The following is a 24632-nucleotide window of genomic DNA, read 5'->3' as shown; positions in this document are numbered from 1 at the left end:
TCATGAGCCGGGCATCATAGGAGAGATCATACTTGAATTACTACTTGGGAGTCGACGGCGGAGGAAGCAAGACGCTGGCCGTCGTGGCGGACGGAACAGGACGAATCGCTGGAAAGGGAATGGGCGGCTGCGGCAACCATCAGCTTGGCGCAGCTCGTGCGGAAGCAAGCATCAGGCAGGCCGTTGAAGAGGCGCTTGGACAGGCGGGACTCGGGCGAGAGGACATCGCCTGCGCGTCGTTCGGGCTGGCGGGAGCCGACCGCGAGGCGGACTTCCGCATCTTGCGGCCCATGATCGGCGCCATGGGCTTCAAGAAACACCATATCGCCTGCGATACCGTCATTGCCATGAGAGCCGGCACAAGACAGAGGGACGGCGTCGTCCTTATATGCGGAAGCGGGACGAACGGTTATGGCGTCAACGCGGCAGGCGAGGAGGTTCAGATCGGAGGATTCGGTTATGCGTTCGGCGATTTCGGCGGAGGCGCCGACCTGGCCGTCGAGGTATTTCGGACGGTCGTTCGTTCCTGGGAAGGCCGTGAGAAGCCGACTTCATTGACGCCGCTAACGCTGGATGCGCTAAGGTTCGGCAGCGTGGAAGAGATGTTTCACCGATTTTTGGACGAGGGCAGAAGGGCGCCGCATACACTGGCGAAATTGCTGTTTCAAGCCGCACCCGCCGATGAAGCTGCAAGAGAGATATTGGAAAGGCAGGGCATGGAGCTGGGGAAAGTCGCCAGCGCGGTAATTCGTAAGCTCGGCATGGGCAATGACACCTTCGATGTCGTGCTGGCCGGCAGCGTACTGACCCGGGGAGAAAGGGATTACGTCGTTCCGTATATTGAGTCTCAGGTTCTTGCGGCAGCCCCGAATAGCCGGGTACGCATTTTGGCCCTTGAGCCCGCAGCGGGTGCCGTCCTGCTCGCAATGGATGAGAACGGCGTGGTTCCTGGCACGGCCGTGTATGAACAATTGCAGCATGAGCTTGCCGTGAAGGAGAGGAATGTAGAATGGGCACTGGATTGAAGGTTGCTGTTATCGGGGGCGGATCCTCGTATACCCCCGAGCTGATTGAAGGTTTCATCCGTCATTATGAGTCGTTTCCCGTGACGGACATCGTCCTCGTGGATATCCCGGAAGGGCGCCGCAAGCTCGAAATTGTAGGCGGTCTGGCCCAGCGGATGATTGAGCGAAGCGGACTGCCGATCCGCATTACGTTGACCTTGGACCGCCAGGAAGCACTGAGAAATGCCCATTATGTATCGACTCAGATGCGGGTCGGACTGCTGGAGGCCAGAGGCTGGGACGAAACGATCCCCCTGAAATACGCGATGCTCGGGCAGGAAACGACAGGAGCCGGCGGCATGATGAAGGCTCTGCGGACGATACCTGTGCTATTGGATATATGCAAGGACATGGAGGCATTATGTCCGGATGCCTGGCTGCTGAATTTCACCAATCCCGCCGGGATGGTAACGGAAGCCATCATGAAGCACTCCGACATCCGCACCATCGGTTTGTGCAACTCCCCTATCGCCGCTTACAAGTGGTTGTCCGGGCTTTACGAGGTGCCGGTCGAGCGAATCTACTGCGAGTTTGCCGGATTGAATCATCTGCACTGGATCAGCCGGATCGAGGTCGATGGCGTGTCGAAGCTGGAGGAGCTGCTGGCAACGGGAGGGAGCTACTCAGCTCGCAACGTGCCGCAGCTTGCCTGGAATGATACGCTGATTCGGGCGATGGGTGCGATTCCGTCCTATTATTTAAAATATTATTATCTCCACCGGGAGATGCTGGAGGAGCAGCAGGCTGCCGCGGCCAGAGGCGAGACAAGGGCCGAAACGGTCCAGCGTCTTGAGGACGAGCTGTTTGAGATTTACAAGCGGCCGGAACTTGCGGAAAAGCCGAAGCAGCTTGAGCAGCGCGGCGGCGCTTATTACTCCGAGGCGGCTGTCAACCTGATGAAGGCCATTCATACGGATAGTGGGGAGATTCAAACATTGAACGTGATGAACGGCGACGCGCTGGACTTCCTGCCGGCGGATGCCAGTATCGAAGTGAACTGCGTCGTGACGAAGAACGGCGCGGTGCCGGTACCTGTCGAGCGAGTGCCGGCTGCGGCGATCGGCCTGATCCAAGCCGTGAAGACCTACGAGAGCCTGGCCATCGAGGCAGCGGTCACGGGCAGCAGGGAGAAGGCGCTGCTAGCTCTTAGCGCGCATCCGCTTACCGATTCCGTCAGTGCCGCTGAAGCCATGCTGGATGAAATGCTGGAGAGGAACCGTTCGTTTTTGCCGAGATTTTTCCAAAAGGTCAAAGATTAGGAATGAAGCCGGCAGGTATTGTAACGCATATCGTTTTTCCAGCGTCCATGAGCAGCCTGCCGTGATTTTACCACCTGGGAAACGTCATATATGCTAGAATGGGATTAGGTTAATTTCAGGAGGTGTTCGAGATGAAAACAACAATCGTTCACGGGCAAACTTATATGGGGATTAGCGCATAATTGCCCTTAAACTGCGTGCTTCCCCGCCTATGAAAAGGGGAACGACGATTTGAAAACATGGATATTGAAGCAGTACGATTACCACGTATGGGCTAACCGGAAGGTTTGCGAATATTTGCAGGGGCTTTCGGAAGAGGTATACCGCAAGGAGATTGTCAGCGTCTTTCCATCCATTTATGACACGATGGTGCACATCTATGTCATTGATTCCGGCTGGCTGTCGTTCTTTAACGCGGGCGGAGTCGCGGAGGTGTCGCCTGCGTACTTGGAGAGTCTGAAGGATTCGATTGCTCGGCTGGTTGCGGAAACGGAAGGCAAGCGCATCGAAGAATTGGGCCAGCTAATGGACGATCTGGCGGCGCGCTTCCGGTTGTTTATCGAACAGCATGAGAATCTGGACGCCATCTATCCGTCCGGAGATTTTAGAGCCAGCTGCCTGGATTATATCCAGCATATAATTAATCACGGGACCTATCATCGTGGGAACGTAACCGCCATGCTCCGGCAAATCGGACATCCCGGCACGCCTACCGACTATGGCTATTATTTGTATACGTTAAGCCATTAAGCGTTCATGATTCAAAATGGAAAAGAGCCCGGAACATCGCGTTCCGGGCTCTTCTTTATGGGTCTCAATCACGCCTAGTCGGTTGTTGCGTTTCGGATCACGGACACGCTCGATTCCCTGACGATAAGCCGCGGCTCGAATTGCACGCGCTCGTATTGGCCGGTCTTTTGCTCGCGAAGCCGCTTCAGCAGCAATTCCGTCGCAAGCCGGGCTACTTCATCGCCCATGATGGACACCGAACTGATCTGCGGCGTCGTGACGGTGGTCCATGCATTGTTATCGATGCCGACGACCGCCACATCGTCGGGAACCCGAACCTTCAGCTCCTTAAAACGGTTGACGATGCCGATGGCAACCATATCGTTAACCGCATAGATGGCATCCGGCATATGCTTCAGGCCATAAAAATAGTCCGCCGCGCGAACCCCCGTCTCAAACGAGAAGTCCTCCCCAAAATAGACAAGCGACGGATCGACTTTCTGCAGCGACTGCTCATAAGCCCAATACCGCTCTTCGATTTTATCCTTGGGCGCACCGGCATAGGCGATTCGGCTCCGCCCGATTTTCAGGAGATGCTCCATGACGAGCTTGCCCTCCTGGCGTGCCAGACCAACGATATCGGCTTTATACTCATCTCCCAGCTGTTTCCCGTAATTAATAATCGAGACGGGCAAGCTTGATTTGTTAATCAGGTCACCCAGTGTTTTGGGATAAGCCAGCGGCATGATAATCAGGCCGTCCACGTGCAGTTTTTTGATATCCCTGACGATTTCCAGCTCGTTCCGTGCATTTCCGGCCGTATTGATCTGAACGACCCGATAGCCGTGCTGTTTGGCGGTCTGCTCGACCGACCAGGCGATTTCCGGGATGATCGCATTTCGGATGTCAGGCACGGCCAAGGCGATTTGATTCGTCTGCCGGACCTTCAGGCTTTGGGCCGATGTATCTGGACTAAAGCCGATTTCTTCGATCACCTGCATGATCCGTGCTTTCGTTTTCGGACTGATGCCCTTGCTGTCGTTGATGGCCCGGGACACGGTTGCGATACCGACACCCGCTTGTTTGGCGACATCTTCAATCGTTACTTTTTTGGGGTTCACCATATTCGATAAATTCCTCTCTATATCGGAAACGTTTCCTGTTCATGTGCTGATTTAAGATGAGATTGGAGCCAATAACTATATTATAACATTAAGCACGTCCTTCCATCACCGGATTCGCAAGGGGACAACGGCATCTAGCAAGCAATGCGGTACCAATCGCTGCATTTCCACGGCAAAGTCAGGGGAACGACAGTCTGTAGTTGTCCATGACATTTCATACATTTTGGTGAAACAGGTTTGACAGATTGTCAAACCTGTGACATATTTGATTTCGGAAACGTTTCCTGTTTTGTTTTTATTTTTTCGAACCTATAAGGAGATGAAGACAATGCAAGCACTACGCTGGCATGGAGTAAAGGACCTGCGTTTGGAGACGATCGCGGAGCCGCAAGCTACGAACGGAAAAGTGAAAATCAAGGTCGAGTGGTGCGGGATTTGTGGCAGTGATCTGCACGAATACGTGGCCGGGCCTATATTTATACCTGAGAATACGCCTCACGCCCTTACCGGAGAACAGGCTCCGGTGGTTATGGGCCATGAGTTTTCCGGCCAGGTGGTAGAGGTTGGCGAAGGCGTTACGAAATTCAAGGCTGGCGACCGCGTGGTTGTTGAGCCTGTATTTGCGTGCGGAAAATGTGCGGCTTGCAGACAAGGGAAATACAATCTGTGCGACAAAATGGGCTTTCTCGGGCTCGCCGGCGGTGGCGGCGGTTTCTCCGAATATGTAGCTGCGGATGAGCACATGGTTCATAAAATTCCGGACAGCGTTTCTTATGAACAGGGGGCTCTGGTGGAACCTTCGGCAGTCGCGCTATACGCCGTGCGCCAAAGCCAGCTGAAGGCCGGAGATCGGGCGGTCGTATTCGGTGCCGGGCCGATCGGCCTGCTTGTCATCGAAGCATTGAAGGCAGCGGGAGCATCCGAGATTTACGCCGTGGAGCTGTCCCCGGAACGCAAACAGAAAGCCGAGGAATTGGGGGCTATCGTCATTGATCCGAAGGCCTGCGATGTAGTAGAAGAGCTTCATCGCCGTACCGGTGCCGGAGTCGATGTGGCATTCGAGGTGACCGGGGTTCCGCCGGTTCTTACCCAAGCGATCAACTCGACGAAGATCGGCGGACAGATTATGATTGTCAGCATCTTCGAAACCTCCGCTCCGATCGTGCCGAATGACATCGTGATGAAGGAACGTAACATTACCGGTATCATCGGCTATCGCGACGTATTCCCGGCTGTGATCAGCCTGATGGAAAAAGGCTTCTTCCCGGCGGATAAGCTGGTCACCCAGCGGATCAAACTGGATGAGGTTATCGACCGGGGCTTTGAGGCCCTGCTCAAAGAGAAGAACCAAGTGAAGATCCTGGTGAGCGCTCACTAATATCGAAGCTGCGCTTCGCAGCTGCATGGCTTATGAAAGACCGCGTAACGCGGTCTTTTTGCTCTTGCGAACAAAAAGATCGTCCCCGAGCTGAACGAGAACCGTGCATAGCACGCTCTTGTGAACCAACCAAGCTCCGCACCACGATATAAAAAGAACGGCGATTTCCTCCTGCATGGACAGGGAGGCGATCGCCGTCTTTTTTGTTAAACCATTCCAACTTAATCCTTGATCAGCAAATAGATAAAGTAAGGCGCTCCGAGACAGGAAACGACCAAGCCGACCGGGATTTCGGAAGGGGCCATCAGGTTCTTGCCGATCATATCGGCCACAAGCAGCACCAGCGAGCCGAGAAGCGCGGAGACAGGCAGCATTCCCTGATGACGGGGGCCCACCAGCTTGCGCGCCAGATGCGGAGCTACGAGTCCGAGAAACGCGATGCCGCCGCCAACGGCGACGCAGGCGCCCGCCAGGGCAACGGAGATGAACAGCAGCGTTCTACGCTCGCGCTCGACCGTAACCCCAAGCCCGGCAGCCGTGTGGTCCCCCAGGTTGAGCACATTCAAATTTTGCGATTTATATACGGCCCAAGGAACCAGGAACAGGATCCACGGAAGGATCGCAACGACATACTCCCAGCTTGCCCCCCAGATGCTGCCGGACAGCCAGATGGTGGCCTGCATGAAATTGTTAGGGTCCATCATCAGCTGGAATACGATAATCAGCGCCCCGAAGGCCGCGTTGATGCCGATCCCCACAAGCACCAGCCGGATCGGCGTGACGCCTTGCTTCCAGGCCAGCGAATAGATGAGGAAGGCGGCAAGAAATGCACCGACTAGCGCGGCAAAAGGCATGATATAGACGGACCATATGCCGGAACTGAACGAGCTGCCTTGAAAATAAAAAATATACAGTACGACGGCCAATCCTGCCCCGGAGTTGATGCCGAGAATGCCCGGGTCTGCCAGCGCGTTTCGCGAAACGCTTTGCAGTATGGCGCCGGAGACGGCGATTCCCGCACCGATCAGGATGGCAATGACCATGCGGGGAAGGCGAAAGTGCATCAGGACGGTATAATTCTGTTCGGAACCTGTCCCATTGAACGCTTTGACCACTTCAGCTAGCGGGATTTTCATCGTTCCCATATTCAGGCTGACCAGGAACACGGCAATTATAGTCAGCAGCAAAATCATGGATACGGACATGATTTTTCTCGTTGTATTCATCGTTACAGCCCTCTCCCTTCGCGCCGTGCAAGATAGAGGAAGAAGGGAACGCCGATCATCGCCGTAATTGCCCCGACCGGCGTCTCGAACGGAGGATTGATCATCCGCGCACCCACATCGGCAAACACCAGCAGAAGTGCTCCCATGACGGCGGAGCAAGGGATGATCAGCCGATAGTCGGGTCCGACGATGAAGCGGACGATATGCGGGATGACGAGCCCCACGAATCCGATCGTTCCGCCTACAGCCACCGCTGCGCCTGTCAGCAGCAGCACAACGAGCGTGCCCAGGAACTTGACGGTTCCCGTTTTTTGGCCAAGCCCGGTAGCGACCTCCTCGCCCAGGCTCATGACGGTAATGGATCTGCTGAGCGCCAGCGCAATCAACAGCCCGACGATGGCGACGGGGATCAGAAGTTTCACGTTCACCCATTGCACGCCAGACACGCCACCGGCATACCAGAAGCTGATATCCTTGGCAACGTTAAAGCGGATGGCAATGGCCGAGGATATCGAGCTCAGCAGCGCGGTAACGGCTGACCCGGCCAAGGCCAGCTTGACAGGCGTCAATCCCCGCTTGGATAACGAGCCGATCAGCAGCACAAGCCCGGCCCCCAGGCCGGCGCCTGCAAAAGATAACAGCATGAGCGCAGTAATGGATGGCGACTCCATAAAGGCAAACCCGATCGACATCATGAAGGAGGCACCGGCGGTGACACCCATAATGGAAGGGGAGGCGAGCGCATTCCTTGTCATGCCCTGCATGATGGCTCCCGATACGGCCAAGGAACCGCCGATTAGCGCAGCCGCCAAGGCCCTGGGCATTCGAAGTCTCTGGATAATCTGGTGCGGGGTGGAATCGGCATCGAAGCGGACAAACGCCTCCCAAATGGTGGACAGTTTAATGTTCGACGCGCCATAGATAATCGAAGATGCCATCGCGGCAGCCAGCAGACCAAGCCCCAGGAGAATGACGGCCGCCGCTGTTTTGGGACGGTAAATGGATTTTGCGGTTGTTTTGTGATTGGGATGATTTGCCTGCATGTTCACCTAAACCTTTATGTTGATAAAAATATTGAAATAACGTATTGTAAATGAGAATGAATTTCATTATCATGGTTAGTGTTATTATATCACTTCATGCGTAGAATGCTAGTGATTGCGCCAAAAAAATATACATAGGGGGAAACGAAAGATGAGTCTTTTCAAGAAAAAAATATGGATTATCGCAGGACTGCTGGCGGCTTTAACGCTGCTTGCAGCTTGCGGAAACAGCAAGGACGCAGCCGGCAACGAGCCGACGGGGACGCCAACGCCAAGCGAGCAGAACGGCGGCACCGAAGCCAAGCCGGAGGAAGGAAGCACGGAAGCGAAGACGGAACGAACGTTGACGGACGCCATGGGCCATGAAGTGAAAATTCCGGCGGAGCCGAAACGGGTGATCGCTTCTTACTTGGAGGATAACCTGGTGGCATTGGGCATTACCCCGATCGCGCAGTGGTCGGTCAAGGGCGGAAACGTCCAGGATTATCTGCAGGATGCGTTAAAAGACGTGCCGACCATTGAGCATGATCTTCCCTTTGAAGCGGTAGCAAGCTTTCAGCCGGACCTGTTGATCATGGACTCCGCTTCTATGGTAGAAGGCAACAAATACAGCCAGTACAGCAAGATTGCTCCTACCTACGTCATCGGCAACGAAGTCAATAACGATTGGCGCGAAGAGCTGAAGAAAGTAGGCGAAATCTTTGGCATGGAGGAGGAAGCTCAAGCGGCGCTTGATCGATACGAGCAGAAGGCCAAGGATGCCAGGGAGCAAATCCAGCAGGCGATCGGCGGTGAATCCGCTGCGGCTATATGGCTTGTCGGCGGCAAATTGTTCGTTGTCAGCGAGACGCTGTCCAGCGGCGCCGTAATGTACGGCGACTTGGGACTCACCGTTCCGAGCGTGGTGAAGGAAATCTCGGCATCGGCTACCGGCAACTGGTCTTCCATTTCCCTGGAGAAATTGGCCGAGCTCGACGCGGATCATCTGTTCTTTATTAACAGCGACGGCGAAGGCGCCGAAGTGCTTCAGGATCCGCTCTGGGCGAATATTCCGGCCGTCAAGAACGGCAACATCTATGAATATGGAAAAGATACAAGCTGGCTCTATACCGGCACGATTGCCAACAGCCAGATCATTGATAACGTGCTGGAAAGTTTGGTGAAATAAACGCTGTCAGAGTGAACAAAGCAGCCGCCTCCCGATATGGTCGGGAGGCGGCTTTTTGGTATGGATATGGGTGACGGAGCAAACGACAGCGAGGAGCAGAATGGTTATAACCGACGAGCATTTTGTTCGTCCAGATGATCGAATTGGAAAAACACCCATCTCATTGCCTTGGCATGGATGGGTGTTTTTGCTGCGGTGATTATCGAATGGGCATCGACAGCCGTATCAATTCCATTATTCCTGATCCCGACAATGCTCTTCGGCCGCGGAGGTGAACTCCTCTTCGTTCTCGGAAGCCAGCTTGTCCCCGTATTGATCCAAACGTTCAGGGCTGCTGGAAGGGCCGTCGTTCTTAGGCTTGCTGTTTCTGCCAGTCATTTGCTGCACTCCTCCTTTCGTGGGATTCTCATCGATTGGGTGCGAAATGACCGCACTTCGTTTACGTTTATGTTGTTCCTGATTTGGGGCAGGATTATGCACGCAAGGCCTTATCAATTCGTTTCATGAAGTTATGATGAAAGGGGCAAAGCTTCTTGTTCGTTTCACCCGTGACATGATACCATTATAGAATTTAGAAGATTCATAGATTCAACGCGCAAAACGATATGGATACCACGGAGGTTGCGATATGAAGCTAGTATCATGGAACGTCAACGGATTGCGGGCCTGCGTTACGAAAGGCTTTATGGATTATTTTAATGAGGCGGATGCCGATATATTTTGCGTGCAGGAAACGAAACTGCAAGCGGGACAGATCGAGCTCGATCTGGGTCCGGAATATCAGCAATATTGGAACTATGCAGAGAAGAAGGGATACTCGGGAACGGCGGTATTTACGAGAATCGCCCCATTGTCCGTTCGCTATGGTCTGGAGGAAGACAGCGAGCCCGAGGGCAGAGTGATCACGCTGGAGTTTGAGGACTTCTATCTCGTGAACGTATACACGCCGAACGCGAAGCGCGACCTGAGCCGGCTGGATTATCGGCTGGAGTGGGAGGAACGGTTCCGCACTTACCTGCTTCAGCTCGACGAACGCAAACCCGTGATCGTATGCGGGGACTTGAATGTGGCGCACCAGGAAATCGACCTGAAAAATGCCAGATCCAATCATGGGAATTCCGGCTTCACGCTGGAGGAGCGCGGCAAAATGACCGATCTGCTGGCAGCGGGCTTTATCGATTCCTTCCGCCACTTCTACCCGGACCGTACGGACGTATACAGCTGGTGGTCCTATATGGCCAAGGTAAGGGAGCGGAATATCGGCTGGCGCATCGATTATTTCCTGACGTCTGCCCGTTTAGCCGAGAAGCTGAAGGATGCCGAGATCGACTGCCATGTGCTCGGAAGCGATCATTGCCCGGTGAGTTTGACGCTTGAGTAATTCATTAACATAAGGATCTTGTTAAAAAAGCCAACCGGCGAACGGGGAGACTGGTATAATGCCACGACCCTATTTGCCGGTTGGCTTTTCATTCGGCGAACCTAAGCCCCTTATCCAATCTGATGCTTCAGCTTGTCCAGAAAGATCGCCGCCGGCTTCGACAGGTGGTGGGTTCCGGGCTGCACCCACCCGAAGGAGGAAGCGGCGAGGCCGGGAGGCATCTCCAGCTCCAGCGTCACGATGTTTCCCGAAGGAACGGAAGCGAAGCTGGTGAAGGACAAGTCGACACCTACCGTAACCGCCACATTCTCTTCGACGAGCTTCTGTATGACCCTCGTTTGGTTGGTGGAGAACAGCACATCCATGTCTCCGTACTGCTCCTGGAATACATCCATCAGCTTGAACAGATTGTCATCCTTATACAGTACCAAGGGATATCCGCGGAGCTCTTCGGGCGTGATCGATGGCCGCATGGCGAGAGGGGATTGGCGGCTGACCCCCACCACGAATTTGCTCTCGAGGAGCTTCCCGAAATGCAGGCCGCGATGCTGCTGAATGATGGATTCATCGACGAAGATCAGACCGATATCCGCGTGATTCTGCTTGATATCCTCAATAATATCGAGCGTCGCTTTCTCCGTGATGTCGAGTTTGATTTGCGGAAAGTCTTTTTTGAACCGGATAATGGCATCGATGGACAGCGTTAAAGGCACCGGTACGGTAGCAATCCGCAATGACCCGCCAAGCAAATTAGAATAGCCTTCGGCCTCCGCCTTCAGCTCCTGAAATTGCTCCAAAATGGCATAAGCCTTCCGCAGAATCCGCTGACCCTCGGCCGTAGGTACAGCACCAAGCCGCGAACGGGTGAACAAAGAAAAACCGAACTCGGCTTCCAGGCTGGATACGGCTTGGCTCACCGCGGAAAGGGTAACGTTGCAATTCTGGGCTGCCTTGGTTAACGATCCTGTCTTGGCCGTCTCCACGATATATTCCAATTGTTCGAGATTCACATGACCTCATCCTTAAGTTGAAGTTAATTAACATTAATTATGTTTAAATTTACTTAAATATAACCCGGCATTACAATGAACACAAGGACATGGACACACAATGTTCAAAACATAACGCTATTTTACCCTAGGAGGTCATTGATAATGTCAGAACAACGTGTAGCGGTAATTACCGGTGGAGCGAGCGGAATCGGTCGCCAGGTCTCCCTTAAATTCGCAAGAAAAGGCGATCGCGTCGTCGTTGCCGATTTTAATGAAACTGCCGGGCAAGAGACCGTCGATATGATCAAAGCAGAAGGCGGCGAAGCTTCATTCGTTCAAGTCGACGTTTCCAAACAAGAAAGCGTCGAGGCGCTTGTGGATAAAGCGGTTGAGCTCTACGGCCGCATCGACGTCATGCACAACAATGCCGGCATTGGCGGCGCCGGGCCGGTCCTTGAACAAAATATGGATCTTTACCATCGCACGATTAACGTGAATCAGCACGGGGTTGCCTACGGTATCATCGCGGCAGGCAGAAAAATGAAAGAACTGGGCATTAAGGGCGTTATCATCAACACGGCTTCCGTATTCGGCTTCTTGGCTTCGCCGGGAACATTTGCTTACCATGCGACAAAGGGTGCCGTCATCATGATGAGCAAATCCGCCGCGCTTGAACTGGCCCCATACGGCATTCGTGTTGTGGCCGTTGCTCCTGGAGCCGTCGATACACCGATCATCCAGGGCTATAAAGATTCCGGCATGCTGGATTCCATGAGAGCCAAAGTCATGGGCGGAGAATTGACGCAGCCCGAAGTGGTCGCCGATACCGTGTATCTCGTGTCGCTGGACGAAGCGGCTGCGATTACGGGCAGCGTGGTCATGGCCGACCAGGGCTATGCTTCATTCAAATAATCCGTCTGGTGTTTTATGGTAGAAGATATAGCGCATTAAACATAAAGAACCTCTCTTTGGAAGGAATGCAGGCTGAAGCCTCTTCACACCAAAGGGAGGTTTTTCTTGATTTTCCCGTCAAAACATTTCCTCTCTCCGCAAAAAACAGTTAAAATAGAGGGGAACTTGGCAGACCATACATAAGGTATGAAACGACGGATACGAAAAGAGAGGTATATAAATATGATCATTAAACCTAGAACACGCGGATTTATTTGCACGACATCCCATCCTGTAGGCTGCGAAGCCCAAGTGCAGGAGCAGATCCATTATGTACTGAAGCAGCCTGGAATCGAAGGGCCGCGCAATGTGCTGGTCATCGGCGCCTCCACGGGGTACGGCTTGTCGGCCAGAATAGCTGCCGCATTCGGCGCCCGGGCGAATACCGTAGGCGTATATCGTCCAAGTCAGGCCACCGAGAAACGGACCGCATCGGCGGGCTGGTACAATTCGGCCGCTTTCGAGAAGGCAGCGGATGCCGCCGGCTTGAAATCGTACAGCGTGACGGGAGATGCCTTCACGCAGGAGACCAAAGCCAAAACGGTTGAACTGATCCGCAAAGAGCTGGGCCAGGTCGATCTCGTGGTCTACAGCGTTGCCTCGGCTCGCCGCACGCTCCCTGAAACAGGCGAGACGGTCAGCTCGGTATTGAAGCCGATCGGACCAGCGTATACCAACAAAACGGTTAACTTCCATACCGGTGAAGTGACGGAGGTTACGATTGAACCGGCAACGGAAGAGGAAGTGAAGAACACCGTTGAGGTCATGGGCGGCGACGATTGGGAATTGTGGATGAACGAGCTGGCGGAAGGCGGCGTATTGGCTCCTGACGTGACCACCATTGCGTTCTCTTATATCGGCTCCGAGATTACCAAGGCCATTTATCGGGACGGATCTATTGGTCAAGCCAAGGATCACCTGGAGGCCACCGCGCTGAAACTGAACGAGAAGCTTGCCACCGGAGGCGGACGCGCATACGTTACGGTGAGCAAAGCGTTAGTGACTCAATCCAGCTCGGCGATTCCGGTCGTGCCGCTGTACGTATCGGCGCTGTACAAAGTCATGAAGGAAAAGGGGCTGCACGAGGGCTGCATTGAGCAGATTTACCGTCTGTTCTCGGATCGTCTCTATAACGGGCAAGAAACGCCGGTGGACGAGAAGGGCCGCATCCGTATCGACGATTGGGAGCTTCGCGAGGACGTGCAGGCCGAAGTAGCCGAATTGTGGAGCAAAGTGACCAGTGAAAATATCGGAGACTTGACCGACCTTGCCGGTTACCGCCGCGAGTTCTTCCAGCTGTTCGGCTTTGAAACCGACGGCGTGGATTATGATGCGGATGTAAATCCCGTGGTCGACAATCCGAAAGCCATTTAATCGAGCAAAGGCGAGCTCCGGAAAGGATCCGGGCTCGCTTTTTTTTTATATCGCCAAGGGGTAAGGCTGAATATGCGCATCCGCAGCGTACCATTTCCCGGAATGATATTCCCTGATTCAGGTTATAGGGATGTAGATCTGGGTCTTCGAGGCATGCACCGAGGTTCTCAGCTCCAGGCTGTAGTGTTCGGGGTTCGGCATAAGTCCGCGTTGTTTCAGCAGCTGAAGAACATAGGAATAGGACTGGTCGGTATCCTCCCGTTCGGAATGACCTTCATGGGTGTACATCGCATATTCCTGCGTCGGCAGGGTTAAACTCACCATCCGCTCCGGCATATCACGGATCGTGCTGACCTCGAACCCTGCTACATAATGATAGATCGGCTGCCGATTCAAAACAGCAGCAATAAACAAGGGGTTCGACGTTTTATGGCGGATATAGGGAATCTCCTCCATCCGGTTTTGAAGCTCCTGCCACAGCCTGGGCTTGAGGGCCTGAGACATGTAATAGGCTGTGAAGGGGAGCTTCATCTCCAGGCCGACGATCAGCGTCCGCGGTTTGATGATCCGCTGAATGGTCTCGTTCGTCTGCTCGGATCGTTCCCGCTTCTGCCGAGAAGTCAGGATGGAATAGCCGCCATTCTTTCCTTCATTGGCGTATAAGGGAACGCCTAGCCGAGACAGTTCATGAAGATAGCGGAGCATCGTACGATACGAGACCGAGAATTCCTCGGCTAACTCGCCGACGGTGAAGTTCTGCCGTTCATACACTCGCTGCATGACGTTAAGGATCCGTTCGGTTTTGGGCATAAATCTGCTCCTTGGGTATTTTTTATACTGTGACAGTTTCTGGCATAGTACAAGTATATAATGAAACTAAAAAAAGGATAAAGGAGTATTTACCGATGAACATCGATCAACGAAATGAAGCAGCGGTTACGAGAAAGCCGGCATTTCAGGCGGTTGGATTGAAGTGGGAGGGCACATTTGCCGAGGCAGGCGCAGGCGGAATCCGGGCGGTGCAGCGGACGCTGCAAGAGCGTCTCGCGGAGATTCCTTACGCAATCCATGCGGACACCCTGCTCGGATTATCTTACCACGCGGCTCCCGGGGGCGACGGATTCATCCATTATGCCGTCGTCGAAGTGGAGCGGATTGAGGAAGTACCGGAAGGGATGGTTACGATATCCGTTCCCGCATTAACCTATGCCGCTTGTTCCCATCGCAAAGGGCAGAGCATCGACCAATCTTACAACAATATCTACGCCTGGATTACGGAACAAGGCTACTCGGAATACAATCCGGATCATTTAACGCATTTTGAACAATATCCGATGAGTCAGGACCCGTATACGGATGACCCTGAGTTTATGATCATGATTCCCGTTCAAACCGAATAGCCGGATCTGGCAGGAACACGGCAGACAACAAAGGACGGGCTTTCTAGCCTTACCTACAATCTTATGCGAAAAGCTGAAAACCGCTCTGATGAGGAGCGGTTTTTTTTATATTTCCATCTTGATGCGCATGGAGGATATCTAGTTTATCCGCCTGCCGAACGCGTTAATCAGTATACTTATTGCGCCTTTCGAATGACAGGAATCCATAATTCGTTCTTATACTCGTCCGGGGGAAGATAGCATTCGATTGCAGGCAGCGGCGCTAGATCGTAGGCATGGGACGGGATCCACTCGGTATAAAGACGCTTCCACATCTCCGCAATACGGCTCGGATCTCCTTCCAGCTCGAATACCGCCCATGCAGCGGCAGGGAAATGCCGCAGCACCATCGGCTCCGGAGGATTATGCGTCGATACGACGGACATGATGTAGTCGAAATACTCGTTCTTCCCGTAGTCGCCGTCTGCACAAACCCCGAGAATTCCCCGGATGGGATGGTCTTGCGCACGATAGTTCCACAGCTTGTCGAAGATGCCTTCCGCATGGGCGTCTTTCCAGAGAAAAGGAACCTCTTCATAGGCGCGCTGCGTGCTTACTTGCTTCTTGAATCCGACAACGGAAAATGCCTTCATTTCTTCGATTCTGTAATTCATTTCGGCAGCCCCTCGCATGGAGAATTGAAAGGAGATGCGGGGATAGGCCTTCAGCTTGGTACCGGCTTGGCGGGCGGCCGTCGGCGTTGTGCCGTGCATGTTCTGGAATGCACGCGCGAACGCTTCCGGGGAATCATAGCCGTATTTAAGTGCAAGGTCGATGACCTTGATTTCGCTGTTTTGCAGCTCGAAGGCGGCCAGCGTCAATCTCCGTCTCCGTATGTATTCGGAGAGCGTGACATCCGTAATGAACGGAAACATGCGTTGAAAATGGTATACGGAGCAGCAGGCGACCTGCGCCGCTTCAGCGTAATCGATCTCTTCGGTTATGTTCGCTTCTATATAGCCGATGGCTTCATTCATCCGCTGGACCCAATCCATCCGGTCATCATCCTTTCTAAGATCAATATATAAGAAGCTGCAGCGGATAGGCCTAGCCGTTTCTGCACGGATTTCGCTAGCCATGCTATCCGCGGGCGGACATTCCGTTGGAAACGCAAGCCGCAAACGCCGCTCAGCGGTCTGCTGCATTCGGATTCGGATGTCCATATTTTACGAGCACATGCCACAGCTGTTTGAGATGCTGAAAAGTCTCTTCATAGGTTCCCCAATCGCTCCAATGGCTTGGATCATCCTCCAGGTGAGCAGCCGCTTTGCCGATGATGGCCGCATCCAGGACGCCTTTCGAGCCTGCGTAACTCTGGTCGATCCGCTTGGCCAGCGGCGGCATGGCGGGCCCCCTGAAGTTATCGGGGACATCCTGCACGGCAAGAGAGAACCCTGGATGCCAGGACAGGGCAAGATGATATCGCTCACACAGCGCATGGAGCAGGCGGCCGATCGGGGTATGCTTGTAGGACGGATCGGCAACCAGGGCCTCCGCATCGCTGGACAAGCCGATCGTACCATGGATTTGTGCTTCAATATAATCGTCCAAGGAGCGGCCGACCGGTCCGGAGGGACCGGTATGCGATGAAGGAAGATGAATCAGCCGCTCCAGCATAGCTGGAATATTTACATTCGGAGAACCCAGGGCCGAGCCGGTGGATTCCACTTGCTGCAAGAGCGCCGCGAGAATCGAATCCCACTGACGGAGGGTGCCTACAAACTCGGGACCTGCATGACTGTCACCGAATGTAAAGGTACTGCGTTTCAATATGCCCGGAGACAGCACCAGAAAACAAGAACCGAAGCGGGGAGATGCCCCGTCAGCATAATTCATGAGATTGAGTGCGCCGTACTTCGGCCGCTCGTCATGGCGAACGCCGGGCTGCTGGTAGGCTCCGCCAAACAGGAGCCGTTCCCATTGGTCGCGGTCGCCGCCCGGGTAGGCCGTACGGCTTCCGTTGGTCACGCTCGTGATGAACTGGTTATGATATACGCCTTCCATCAGGAGAGACTCGATAACGGAGCGGCCTGTAGGCAGTATCCGATCCGGATGGAAATTCAACGTGACTCGGGCATGCTTCCCAATGCGCGTTAACTGTCGGCGCACCGTAACGGGTTCTTTTCCATGTTTTCGTAAAATATGCTCCGTCATGGCCGAGGTGCTCTTCCGTGAGCTCGCCGCTAACGATTCGACATGAAGAATCGCTTGCCGCTGCGCTTCGGTTAACCGTTCGCTCATTGTTGGAACCTCCATACCTTCATACTAAAATACAACGATACGATATTCCTCACTTCTATCCCTGATGCGTAGATTCCTCTATGGATGCAATTTTCGTGTTTCAGGAGTGGTGGATGAAGAGAACATCCGAAATGATTGCCTGAGGCCAAGACGTCATGCTTTAATGTAACTACATAAACGAATCCAAGGTGATGGAGGTTTACCCTATGCAGCCCAATTTCAGCATTCAGGATAAAATCGCAATCGTGACGGGTGCCAGCAAAGGCATCGGTTACGGACTAGCCCAAGCGCTCGCAGCGGCAGGAGCCAAGGTTGCCGTCATGGCACGAAGCAAAGCGTCGCTGGATCGATTGGTTGAGGAAATCTCCCGGGCGGGAGGCCAGGCCAAGGCCTATGAGCTGGATGTGCGCAATGTGGAGCAGATCCGATCCGTATTTGGACAGGTAGCCGAGGACTTTGGCAGGCTGGATATCGTGGTCAATAACGCGGGTTTAGGAGAGGGCATGCTCGCGGAAGACATCACGGAAGATTATTGGGACGAGATGATGGACGTTAATTTGAAGGGCGTATTTTTCTGCTGTCAGGCTGCCGGCCGCCTTATGCTGGAGCAAGGCTATGGAAAAATCATCAACGTCAGCTCGCAGGTCAGCGTCGTCGGGATTACCGAAGGCGCTGCCTATTGCGCCTCCAAGGGCGGCGTTAACCAGCTGACGAAGGTGCTGGCGCTGGAGTGGTCCAGCCGGGGCGTCAACATCAATGCGGTAGGTCCCACCTTCATCCATACGCCGGGAACGGCCGAGAGATTGGACTCCCCCGAGTTTCGGGACGGCGTATTGGCGCGGATCCCGGCTGGCCGGATCGGCACCATAGACGATGTGGCCGGCGCCGTTATCTATTTGGCATCGCCGGCATCCGACCTCGTTACGGGCACCGTGCTGCTTGTGGATGGCGGCTGGACGGCACAATAGGGATGACGGAATAAGCCTGAGTGAGCAGAATCCGGCGGCCCGACAATTCTTTGATCGTTTGCCCTACAGCCAACCAGCGCCGCTTGGCGCTGTCGATTGAAGGCGCCAAGACGATGGAGGCGCGTCAGCGGCGATTCGATAAGACGATCACGAACGAGGGACATGCGCAGAAAGATGGCGAATTCCTTCCAGTAAGCCGCCTTATAATGGTGGGGTCATGCAGTAATCGAGAAGCGCGCAGCATGATAACCGCCGTTGCCTGCTTAATCAGCGGGCTTTTTGAAGAAAAAATCAAAGAACCCGGTTCTGCCTTGGCAATACCGGGTTCTTTTTATGGCGGTTATTTTAACGGAACCTGCTTGGACAATGCTTCGAATTGCTGCAGATGCGGAGCAATCTTGGCTTGAATGCTCTTGAAATATCGGAGCGCGGCGTCGTTCTGACGCTGCTCGGCCGCCGAATTGGCCGGGAAGATCGAGTAATGGTGGTTAACGGAACCATTCTTGTATTGAGCGCTGAACATCGTTCCGCTGGCCCAGTTTTTCTTCATGTTCTGATTGGTGCCCATAATCACGAGCAGTTCCTTGCCCTTCTTGTAGGTAAAGCTGTAGTCGGGATCGGCCACGGCATGAATGACATCGTATCCGCTTTGGAAGACGCCAGCCTTGAATGTCCCTTTCTGGATCTGATTCCATCGGACGGACCCGTCCGGCAATGTCACCTTATGGGTCAGGATGCCCTCGCCATCCATCTTGTCATGGTTCCAGCGGCCGCTGTACACCACCTTATGCGCTTCGCCGTCCAATTGGTATTCGTTAATGTATTTACCGCTCCCGGCACGCTTCCCGTCAATGAAATCGCCGGAATATTGTTTGCCGTTGCCCCACTTGATGGTGCCGCGTCCGTTAGGCTGGCCGTCAGCCGCTTCGCCGTAATAGGACGTCCGTTCGGAAATTTGTATCCATTCCTTGGCGGAGGCCGCGTCGGCAGAGGCCGGCTGCAGGGCTAGCGAAGAGACTGTAAGCGAAGCGGTGAGCGTTAAGGTTACTGATAATGCCGTTCGTTTTTTCATGAACATGTAGGCTCCTTTGTTGATATGGTACTATTATACACTTATCTGGAAACTTCTTCATTCCCCAATATGTCCTATATAATGAAGTGAAGGAGGATGATGGGCTATTGTCCTAAAGCCTCCTTGTTTATATTATCGGCAATTGTTGAATGCGCCGCCTAATGGAAGGGGATATGATTAAACGGACGCGGATAGGGTGAAGTTTAGGATGGAAACGATAATGGGAGGGAACAGGATATGACATATGAAGATAACGCACCCGGCTGGGACGCGATTGACGATGCACTGCTGAAGCTGTATGGAGAGCAGGAGCCGAAGCATTACGGAGCGCTGATTCCGTATGCGCTTGGAGGACCCGATCCGCTGAATGGAATCAGCGCTTATGCCTCTGATACGCCAATGCCGCATTGGCATATGGTTACCTATGGTTTTAGCGAGCTGTATGATAAAGAATCGGATCATCTGGAGGAGAGCGGTTACGGCTTCGAATTGACGTTCAGGATGGCTAAGCCGAAGGATGAGGAAGAGCCGCCGGCGTGGGCGCTAAATCTGCTTCAGAATATGGGGAGATACGTGTTTAACAGCGGGAATATTTTTCGCTCGGGCGATTATTTGGATGCCAATGGACCGATCTGCCTGGGTGCCGATACGCAGCTGACCGCACTCGCCTTTATCGAGGATCCCGAGCTGCCGGCCATGGATACACCGAATGGGCGGGTCGAATTCCTGCAGATGATCGGCATTACCCGGGAAGAGCTTGAGGCGATGCAGACCTGGAATACGCTTGGCGTGCTGCAAGCCTGTGCAGAACATATGCCGCTTTACATAACGGATTTGAATCGGGATTCGTTTCTTAAGATACCTTCGATCTCGGAAACCGTGGATAGAGGAATGAAGGAGGAAGGCTCGAACACTGGATTTCTCTATGTGAGCCAGCTGGCTTTTGAACCGGGAAAAAAGGGCTGGTTAAGCAAAACCCCGGCTGCGCTCCAAATCGGCGCCAAGCAGGCGGGCATCATCGGCAAGCTGCTGCAGGGGCGAATTCTGAAGGAGAAGAGCTTGAGCCTTGTAGGTTCGGAGGTTCGGGTCATATTTGAGCCGGGGAACGAGAGCCGCTGGACCTCGGAGGATGGAGACGTTAAGTTGATCCTGGACGATCGGACGGCGCGTGAATTCTCAAGCCATTTGGTTCCGCAGGTCAGCACCTTCGAGCTTTCCGGTTTACCTGGAATCCGAATTGAAATCGTGAAGACGGAAATCAAGGATCAGGAAGGAAACGTTGTTCAAGTTATCGGGTAGCAGGTGAAAATATGAATGATGCAGCTAGAAACAATTTCCTCTTCATATAAAATAGTTTACAATTAGTGTGATGTCTATATACTTATACTTTAAAGCAGTACATAAACATCATGTCAAAGCAAATGGACTGACAAAGGGAGGATAACATTGAACGCAACTATTAAAGTAGGGATCGTAGGTTATGGAAACTTGGGCAAGGGCGTGCAGAAAGCCATCGGGCAAAATCCGGATTTGGAGCTGGTAGCCATCTTCACGCGCAGAGACCCGCAGCAAATGCCGGCCAATTCCGGTGCACGTTTCGAGCATATTTCAGTGGCAGAGCAATATATCGGGAAGATTGACGTGATGATTCTGTGCGGCGGTTCGGCTACCGATTTGCCGGAGCAAACGCCACAGCTTGCCAGCATGTTCAATACGGTAGACAGCTTTGACACGCACGCAAAAATTCCTGAGTTTTTCCAGGAGGTTAACAAAGCGGCGATGGGCGGCGGCCATATCAGCGTCATCTCGACAGGCTGGGATCCGGGCTTGTTCTCCATGAACCGTCTGCTTGCCGAAGCGATTTTGCCGGAAGGCAAAGATTATACGTTCTGGGGCAAAGGCGTGAGCCAAGGCCACTCCGATGCGATCCGTCGCGTACCCGGAGTGAAAGCAGGCGTTCAATACACGGTTCCTGTAGAAGAGGTTATTAACCAGATCCGTTCCGGCGAGACACCGGAGCTTGCCACTCGCGAGAAGCACCGGAGAGATTGTTTCGTCGTTGCGGAAGAAGGCGCGGACCAAGAGCAAATCCGTCAGACGATTGTGTCGATGCCGAACTATTTCTCCGATTACGATACAACCGTTACCTTCATTACGCAAGAAGAACTTGAGGCTGAGCATGCCGGGATGCCACACGGCGGATTTGTCATCCGCAGCGGGGTTACCGGAAACGGAAGCAAGCAAATTGTTGAATTTGGCCTGAAGCTGGACAGCAACCCTGAATTTACGGCAAGCGTGCTCGTGTCTTATGCAAGAGCTGCGCATCGCTTGAGCAGAGAGGGACAGCAGGGCGCCAAGACGGTGTTTGACATTCCGCTCGGGTACCTGTCGCCAAAAACGCCCGAACAGCTCCGCAGCGAGCTCCTATAAGCTGCAAAAAGCCCTGCCGCATATGCGGCAGGGCTTTTTTGTGTGTGATTTATACGATTCCTTGCGCGATCATGGCATCGGCCACTTTGATAAAGCCTGCGATGTTGGCACCGGCCACAAGATTGCCGGCTACGCCATACTCTTCTGCAGCATCTACCGCACTGGTGTAAATGTTCTTCATGATTTGATGGAGCTTCGCATCCACCTCTTCAAACGTCCATGACATTCTCATGCTGTTTTGGCTCATCTCGAGAGCCGATACGGCAACTCCGCCTGCATTGGCGGCTTTAGCCGGCCCAAACAATATGCCCTTGCTGATGAACAGCTCAATCGCCTCCAACGTGGAAGGCATGTTCGCGCCTTCGCCGATGGCCTTCACTCCATTCGAAATGAGGGTTTTCGCAGCGTCGGCGTCGAGCTCATTCTGCGTGGCGCAAGGGAGTGCGATATCGCATGGAAGCGTCCAGATTCCCGTGCAGCCTTCGGTGTATACGGCATGCGGATGAATCTTCACGTATTCGCTGATCCGCAGACGATCCCGCTCCTTGAGCAGCTTGACGGTTTCAAGGTTAATTCCTTCCGGATCATACAGATATCCGTTAGAGTCGCTGCAAGCGATGACGTGCGCACCGAGCTGCTGTGCCTTTTCGATGGCGTAGATGGAGACGTTGCCCGAACCGGACACCACGACGCGGCTGTCCTGGAAGCTAAGGCCCTTCGCAGCCAGCATCTCCTGTACGAAGTAGACGCAGCCGTAACCGGTTGCTTCCGTACGTGCCAGACTTCCGCCATAAATGACGCCTTTGCCTGTCAGCACGCCGGCCTCATGCCCTCCGCGGATGCGTTTGTATTGACCGAACATATAACCGATCTCACGAGCGCCCACGCCGATATCGCCCGCAGGCACATCGGAATCAGGTCCGATATGACGGTACAGCTCGGTCATGAAGCTCTGGGTAAAACGCATGACTTCCTGATCGGATTTGCCTTTCGGATCGAAGTCCGAACCGCCTTTGCCGCCGCCGATGGGCTGGCCGGTGAGCGAGTTTTTGAAGATTTGCTCAAAACCGAGGAACTTGACGATGCCGGCATAAACCGACGGATGGAACCGGATGCCGCCTTTGTACGGACCAAGTGCGCTGTTAAACTGAACGCGGAATCCGCGGTTGACTTGCGTTTTGCCTTGATCATCCACCCAAGGTACGCGGAAGGTGACCATGCGCTCCGGCTCGACAAGGCGCTCCAGAATGCCGTGTTCACGATATTTCGGGTGCTGGGCTAACACAGGGACGAGGGAATCCACAAATTCCCGGACGGCTTGGTGAAACTCGGACTCATGCGGATCGCGGGCTACAACTTGGTTATAGATGGATTCCACATATTCTTGCGCGGCAGTAAGGGGTGAAGTTACAGAAATATTCGTAGTCACTTTTGCGATGCACTCCTTCAAATCGTTAAAGTAGAATTGCGAGAAAAATCGTTGGTGTTGCAGGAAAGGGACGTCCGTCTTGAACCATTTGTACAAAACCATTAAAAGTTTGCACTCAGCATTTTTAAGTTAAAAAGAATTTTATAGAATCTTGCCTCGTATTACCAATAAAATGTTTTTTGCAAACTCATTAAATATTTCTATGAACCTGTCATTAGGTGTAAGTTAATCAGCCATTATCCCGTGTTTTATGTAGCGAAAATGCAAAAAATCATCCGATTTTGTCATGGAAAAATACAAATAAAAGGAACTTTGACATCAACTTTTTCGGCCGTTTTTTCGTCTGAGGTTATGGAAGAGTTGGAATCTTATTACAGGAGCTGAAGGCATGAAAAAGATATGGGCAGCGCTGTTCATGACGGCCCTATGTACCTTGACCGCATGCGCGGATTCGGAGAACGGGAAGGTCGAACCCCCATCCGTTTCGAGCGTGGAGCCGGCCCCTGACGTAAAGGAGGACCAACCCTTGGTGATCCGGGATGTGGCTGCCTTACAGGAAGGGACCTTTGCATTTTCCGACGAAACGGGGCATAGGCTGCTCGTTAATCCGGATGCCGCGATTCAGGATGAAGAAGCCTCGCTGATTGCCATCGGCCAGGGCGGCGAGCCGCTTCCGGTCCAATATGCGGGTGAGCAGCAAGCGACGGAAGAAGATAACGGCAGGCAAACTTCGCAGAATTTCAGCCATCAGGACGGGCAGCTGTACGAGGTGACGGAGGGGACGGCCGCCCCGAATGCAACGTACTTCATCATACCAAAGCGCCATCTTCCGGAAGAGGCGCTGTTGACCATCCAGCCGGCCAAGCCGGAGCAGGCCGATGGACAAGTGCTGCAGGAGATCAAGAACAGCAAGGGGAGAGCGGTAGAGCAGGCATGGCCGCTTATTCAGCTTCCGGACGGAGAGTCCCTCTATCTGGTGCAGTTCGTCAGAGAAGGTGACGATATGCTGGCCAGCTTGGCGCTGAAACGCGAGAGCGGCTGGCTGTATTACGATTATCCGGCGAAGTACGATCCGAGCTCGACGTGGAGAGTGGATGACCAAGGAGAGGTGCGTCCGGCCATGTTCTCGTTTCTGTTTGCGGCAGAATCGGAGCTTGGTCTTGTGCTTGGCGTGCAGTGGATGGGCGCGGAAGGTGAGAATGTTTCGCTTCTGTCCGTATCGGACGATGCGATTACGGATCTCGGGCTGGAATATGGAAGATATATGTCCCCCTGATCCTTCGATGGAGCGGAGTTATTACGAAAAAAGATCGAAGCCCGCCTTTAGCGATGGTTTCGATCTTTTTTTATCTAACGATAAGTTC

Annotated in this window: 23 protein-coding genes; 13 read left to right on the top strand and 10 right to left on the bottom strand. The window is 53.5% G+C overall.

Annotated elements, in window-relative coordinates; all coding sequences use genetic code 11:
• Positions 1 to 32: 32 nt before the first annotated feature.
• The 3 genes from M1D70_RS24580 to M1D70_RS24570 all read left to right on the top strand — a co-directional run bounded on the left by M1D70_RS24580 (position 33) and on the right by M1D70_RS24570 (position 3073).
• Positions 33 to 1025 (top strand): N-acetylglucosamine kinase, encoded by a 993-nt coding sequence (locus M1D70_RS24580; RefSeq protein WP_009595693.1) that lies wholly within the window; start codon positions 33 to 35, stop codon positions 1023 to 1025.
• Entirely contained in the window at positions 1010 to 2323 is a 1314-nt protein-coding gene (locus tag M1D70_RS24575; RefSeq protein WP_456288219.1) for a 6-phospho-beta-glucosidase, read from the top strand. Before M1D70_RS24580 ends, M1D70_RS24575 begins: the two co-directional genes overlap by 16 nt.
• A 231-nt stretch (positions 2324 to 2554) precedes the next feature.
• On the top strand, positions 2555 to 3073 hold the full coding sequence (locus M1D70_RS24570) for a DinB family protein (protein ID WP_456288218.1): 519 nt from the start codon (positions 2555 to 2557) through the stop codon (positions 3071 to 3073).
• Positions 3074 to 3147: 74 nt separating this feature from the next.
• Here the strand turns inward: M1D70_RS24570 and M1D70_RS24565 are convergent, their stop codons facing one another.
• Positions 3148 to 4176 carry a LacI family DNA-binding transcriptional regulator gene (locus M1D70_RS24565; RefSeq protein ID WP_009595842.1) on the bottom strand — a complete coding sequence of 343 codons (1029 nt, stop codon included), beginning with the start codon at positions 4174 to 4176 and terminating at the stop codon, positions 3148 to 3150.
• Between the two features lie 328 nt (positions 4177 to 4504).
• Between M1D70_RS24565 and M1D70_RS24560 the strand changes: the two genes are divergently transcribed.
• A complete protein-coding gene (locus tag M1D70_RS24560; protein ID WP_456288217.1) occupies positions 4505 to 5554 on the top strand; it encodes a 2,3-butanediol dehydrogenase in 1050 nt (349 codons plus the stop codon).
• Between the two features lie 221 nt (positions 5555 to 5775).
• On the opposite strand, the gene M1D70_RS24555 is transcribed toward M1D70_RS24560, so the two are convergent.
• Positions 5776 to 6780 carry a FecCD family ABC transporter permease gene (locus M1D70_RS24555; RefSeq protein ID WP_009595749.1) on the bottom strand — a complete coding sequence of 335 codons (1005 nt, stop codon included), beginning with the start codon at positions 6778 to 6780 and terminating at the stop codon, positions 5776 to 5778.
• Positions 6781 to 6782: 2 nt separating this feature from the next.
• Positions 6783 to 7823 carry a FecCD family ABC transporter permease gene (locus tag M1D70_RS24550; RefSeq protein ID WP_015737052.1) on the bottom strand — a complete coding sequence of 347 codons (1041 nt, stop codon included), beginning with the start codon at positions 7821 to 7823 and terminating at the stop codon, positions 6783 to 6785.
• 151 nt (positions 7824 to 7974) lie between these two features.
• On the opposite strand from M1D70_RS24550, the gene M1D70_RS24545 reads away from it, so the two are divergent.
• A complete protein-coding gene (locus tag M1D70_RS24545) occupies positions 7975 to 8991 on the top strand; it encodes an iron-hydroxamate ABC transporter substrate-binding protein (protein WP_009595844.1) in 1017 nt (338 codons plus the stop codon).
• A 234-nt stretch (positions 8992 to 9225) separates the two neighbouring features.
• On the opposite strand, the gene M1D70_RS24540 is transcribed toward M1D70_RS24545, so the two are convergent.
• Positions 9226 to 9369, bottom strand: coding sequence for a hypothetical protein (locus tag M1D70_RS24540; protein WP_009595787.1), 144 nt, complete (start codon positions 9367 to 9369; stop codon positions 9226 to 9228).
• Positions 9370 to 9619: 250 nt separating this feature from the next.
• Between M1D70_RS24540 and M1D70_RS24535 the strand changes: the two genes are divergently transcribed.
• Positions 9620 to 10372 (top strand): exodeoxyribonuclease III, encoded by a 753-nt coding sequence (locus tag M1D70_RS24535; RefSeq protein ID WP_456288216.1) that lies wholly within the window; start codon positions 9620 to 9622, stop codon positions 10370 to 10372.
• Positions 10373 to 10482: 110 nt separating this feature from the next.
• Here the strand turns inward: M1D70_RS24535 and M1D70_RS24530 are convergent, their stop codons facing one another.
• Positions 10483 to 11382: a LysR family transcriptional regulator gene (locus tag M1D70_RS24530; RefSeq protein ID WP_456288215.1), complete on the bottom strand. Its 900-nt coding sequence runs from the start codon at positions 11380 to 11382 to the stop codon at positions 10483 to 10485.
• A 144-nt stretch (positions 11383 to 11526) separates the two neighbouring features.
• Between M1D70_RS24530 and M1D70_RS24525 the strand changes: the two genes are divergently transcribed.
• Complete coding sequence (locus M1D70_RS24525; RefSeq protein ID WP_015737046.1) at positions 11527 to 12276, top strand: SDR family NAD(P)-dependent oxidoreductase; 750 nt, start codon at positions 11527 to 11529, stop codon at positions 12274 to 12276.
• Positions 12277 to 12498: 222 nt separating this feature from the next.
• Positions 12499 to 13689, top strand: a complete 1191-nt coding sequence (gene fabV, locus M1D70_RS24520) for an enoyl-ACP reductase FabV (protein WP_456288214.1) — start codon at positions 12499 to 12501, stop codon at positions 13687 to 13689.
• Positions 13690 to 13806: 117 nt separating this feature from the next.
• Here fabV and M1D70_RS24515 read toward each other — a convergent pair whose 3' ends face one another.
• Positions 13807 to 14499 carry a GyrI-like domain-containing protein gene (locus tag M1D70_RS24515; protein WP_456288213.1) on the bottom strand — a complete coding sequence of 231 codons (693 nt, stop codon included), beginning with the start codon at positions 14497 to 14499 and terminating at the stop codon, positions 13807 to 13809.
• 95 nt (positions 14500 to 14594) lie between these two features.
• On the opposite strand from M1D70_RS24515, the gene M1D70_RS24510 reads away from it, so the two are divergent.
• Positions 14595 to 15089: a GyrI-like domain-containing protein gene (locus M1D70_RS24510; protein WP_456288212.1), complete on the top strand. Its 495-nt coding sequence runs from the start codon at positions 14595 to 14597 to the stop codon at positions 15087 to 15089.
• A 176-nt stretch (positions 15090 to 15265) separates the two neighbouring features.
• On the opposite strand, the gene M1D70_RS24505 is transcribed toward M1D70_RS24510, so the two are convergent.
• Positions 15266 to 16123, bottom strand: coding sequence for an AraC family transcriptional regulator (locus M1D70_RS24505; protein WP_456290495.1), 858 nt, complete (start codon positions 16121 to 16123; stop codon positions 15266 to 15268).
• A 133-nt stretch (positions 16124 to 16256) separates the two neighbouring features.
• On the bottom strand, positions 16257 to 17369 hold the full coding sequence (locus M1D70_RS24500; RefSeq protein WP_456288211.1) for a DUF3626 domain-containing protein: 1113 nt from the start codon (positions 17367 to 17369) through the stop codon (positions 16257 to 16259).
• A gap of 206 nt (positions 17370 to 17575) precedes the next feature.
• Here M1D70_RS24500 and M1D70_RS24495 point away from each other — a divergent pair, with 206 nt between their 5' ends.
• The gene (locus M1D70_RS24495; protein WP_456288210.1) at positions 17576 to 18337 is read left to right on the top strand and encodes an SDR family NAD(P)-dependent oxidoreductase; all 762 of its coding nucleotides are present in this window, start codon (positions 17576 to 17578) and stop codon (positions 18335 to 18337) included.
• Between the two features lie 340 nt (positions 18338 to 18677).
• Here M1D70_RS24495 and M1D70_RS24490 read toward each other — a convergent pair whose 3' ends face one another.
• Positions 18678 to 19409, bottom strand: coding sequence for a hypothetical protein (locus M1D70_RS24490; RefSeq protein WP_456288209.1), 732 nt, complete (start codon positions 19407 to 19409; stop codon positions 18678 to 18680).
• Between the two features lie 237 nt (positions 19410 to 19646).
• On the opposite strand from M1D70_RS24490, the gene M1D70_RS24485 reads away from it, so the two are divergent.
• Positions 19647 to 20708 carry a suppressor of fused domain protein gene (locus tag M1D70_RS24485; protein ID WP_456288208.1) on the top strand — a complete coding sequence of 354 codons (1062 nt, stop codon included), beginning with the start codon at positions 19647 to 19649 and terminating at the stop codon, positions 20706 to 20708.
• 147 nt (positions 20709 to 20855) lie between these two features.
• Complete coding sequence (locus M1D70_RS24480; RefSeq protein WP_009595789.1) at positions 20856 to 21839, top strand: diaminopimelate dehydrogenase; 984 nt, start codon at positions 20856 to 20858, stop codon at positions 21837 to 21839.
• A gap of 49 nt (positions 21840 to 21888) precedes the next feature.
• On the opposite strand, the gene gdhA is transcribed toward M1D70_RS24480, so the two are convergent.
• Complete coding sequence (gene gdhA, locus M1D70_RS24475) at positions 21889 to 23268, bottom strand: NADP-specific glutamate dehydrogenase (protein ID WP_456288207.1); 1380 nt, start codon at positions 23266 to 23268, stop codon at positions 21889 to 21891.
• 388 nt (positions 23269 to 23656) lie between these two features.
• Between gdhA and M1D70_RS24470 the strand changes: the two genes are divergently transcribed.
• Positions 23657 to 24544, top strand: a complete 888-nt coding sequence (locus M1D70_RS24470) for a hypothetical protein (protein ID WP_456288206.1) — start codon at positions 23657 to 23659, stop codon at positions 24542 to 24544.
• Positions 24545 to 24632 lie beyond the last annotated feature (88 nt).

The organism is Paenibacillus sp. AK002, from assembly GCF_053903045.1.
Note: the sequence above shows the minus strand (reverse complement) of the source record. Positions and strands in the feature narration are given on the sequence as shown.

What these genes read in the sequence shown, in the direction of transcription:
- M1D70_RS24470 (WP_456288206.1), top strand. Translation starts at nt 23,657, where the DNA reads ATGAAAAAGATATGGGCAGCGCTGTTCATGACGGCCCTATGTACCTTG.
- M1D70_RS24575 (WP_456288219.1), top strand. Translation starts at nt 1,010, where the DNA reads ATGGGCACTGGATTGAAGGTTGCTGTTATCGGGGGCGGATCCTCGTAT.
- M1D70_RS24490 (WP_456288209.1), bottom strand. Translation starts at nt 19,409, where the DNA reads ATGAAAAAACGAACGGCATTATCAGTAACCTTAACGCTCACCGCTTCG.
- M1D70_RS24500 (WP_456288211.1), bottom strand. Translation starts at nt 17,369, where the DNA reads ATGAGCGAACGGTTAACCGAAGCGCAGCGGCAAGCGATTCTTCATGTC.
- M1D70_RS24485 (WP_456288208.1), top strand. Translation starts at nt 19,647, where the DNA reads ATGACATATGAAGATAACGCACCCGGCTGGGACGCGATTGACGATGCA.
- M1D70_RS24565 (WP_009595842.1), bottom strand. Translation starts at nt 4,176, where the DNA reads ATGGTGAACCCCAAAAAAGTAACGATTGAAGATGTCGCCAAACAAGCG.
- M1D70_RS24495 (WP_456288210.1), top strand. Translation starts at nt 17,576, where the DNA reads ATGCAGCCCAATTTCAGCATTCAGGATAAAATCGCAATCGTGACGGGT.
- M1D70_RS24505 (WP_456290495.1), bottom strand. Translation starts at nt 16,123, where the DNA reads ATGGATTGGGTCCAGCGGATGAATGAAGCCATCGGCTATATAGAAGCG.
- M1D70_RS24560 (WP_456288217.1), top strand. Translation starts at nt 4,505, where the DNA reads ATGCAAGCACTACGCTGGCATGGAGTAAAGGACCTGCGTTTGGAGACG.
- M1D70_RS24540 (WP_009595787.1), bottom strand. Translation starts at nt 9,369, where the DNA reads ATGACTGGCAGAAACAGCAAGCCTAAGAACGACGGCCCTTCCAGCAGC.
- M1D70_RS24525 (WP_015737046.1), top strand. Translation starts at nt 11,527, where the DNA reads ATGTCAGAACAACGTGTAGCGGTAATTACCGGTGGAGCGAGCGGAATC.
- M1D70_RS24515 (WP_456288213.1), bottom strand. Translation starts at nt 14,499, where the DNA reads ATGCCCAAAACCGAACGGATCCTTAACGTCATGCAGCGAGTGTATGAA.
- M1D70_RS24545 (WP_009595844.1), top strand. Translation starts at nt 7,975, where the DNA reads ATGAGTCTTTTCAAGAAAAAAATATGGATTATCGCAGGACTGCTGGCG.
- M1D70_RS24555 (WP_009595749.1), bottom strand. Translation starts at nt 6,780, where the DNA reads ATGAATACAACGAGAAAAATCATGTCCGTATCCATGATTTTGCTGCTG.
- M1D70_RS24510 (WP_456288212.1), top strand. Translation starts at nt 14,595, where the DNA reads ATGAACATCGATCAACGAAATGAAGCAGCGGTTACGAGAAAGCCGGCA.
- M1D70_RS24550 (WP_015737052.1), bottom strand. Translation starts at nt 7,823, where the DNA reads ATGCAGGCAAATCATCCCAATCACAAAACAACCGCAAAATCCATTTAC.
- M1D70_RS24535 (WP_456288216.1), top strand. Translation starts at nt 9,620, where the DNA reads ATGAAGCTAGTATCATGGAACGTCAACGGATTGCGGGCCTGCGTTACG.
- fabV (WP_456288214.1), top strand. Translation starts at nt 12,499, where the DNA reads ATGATCATTAAACCTAGAACACGCGGATTTATTTGCACGACATCCCAT.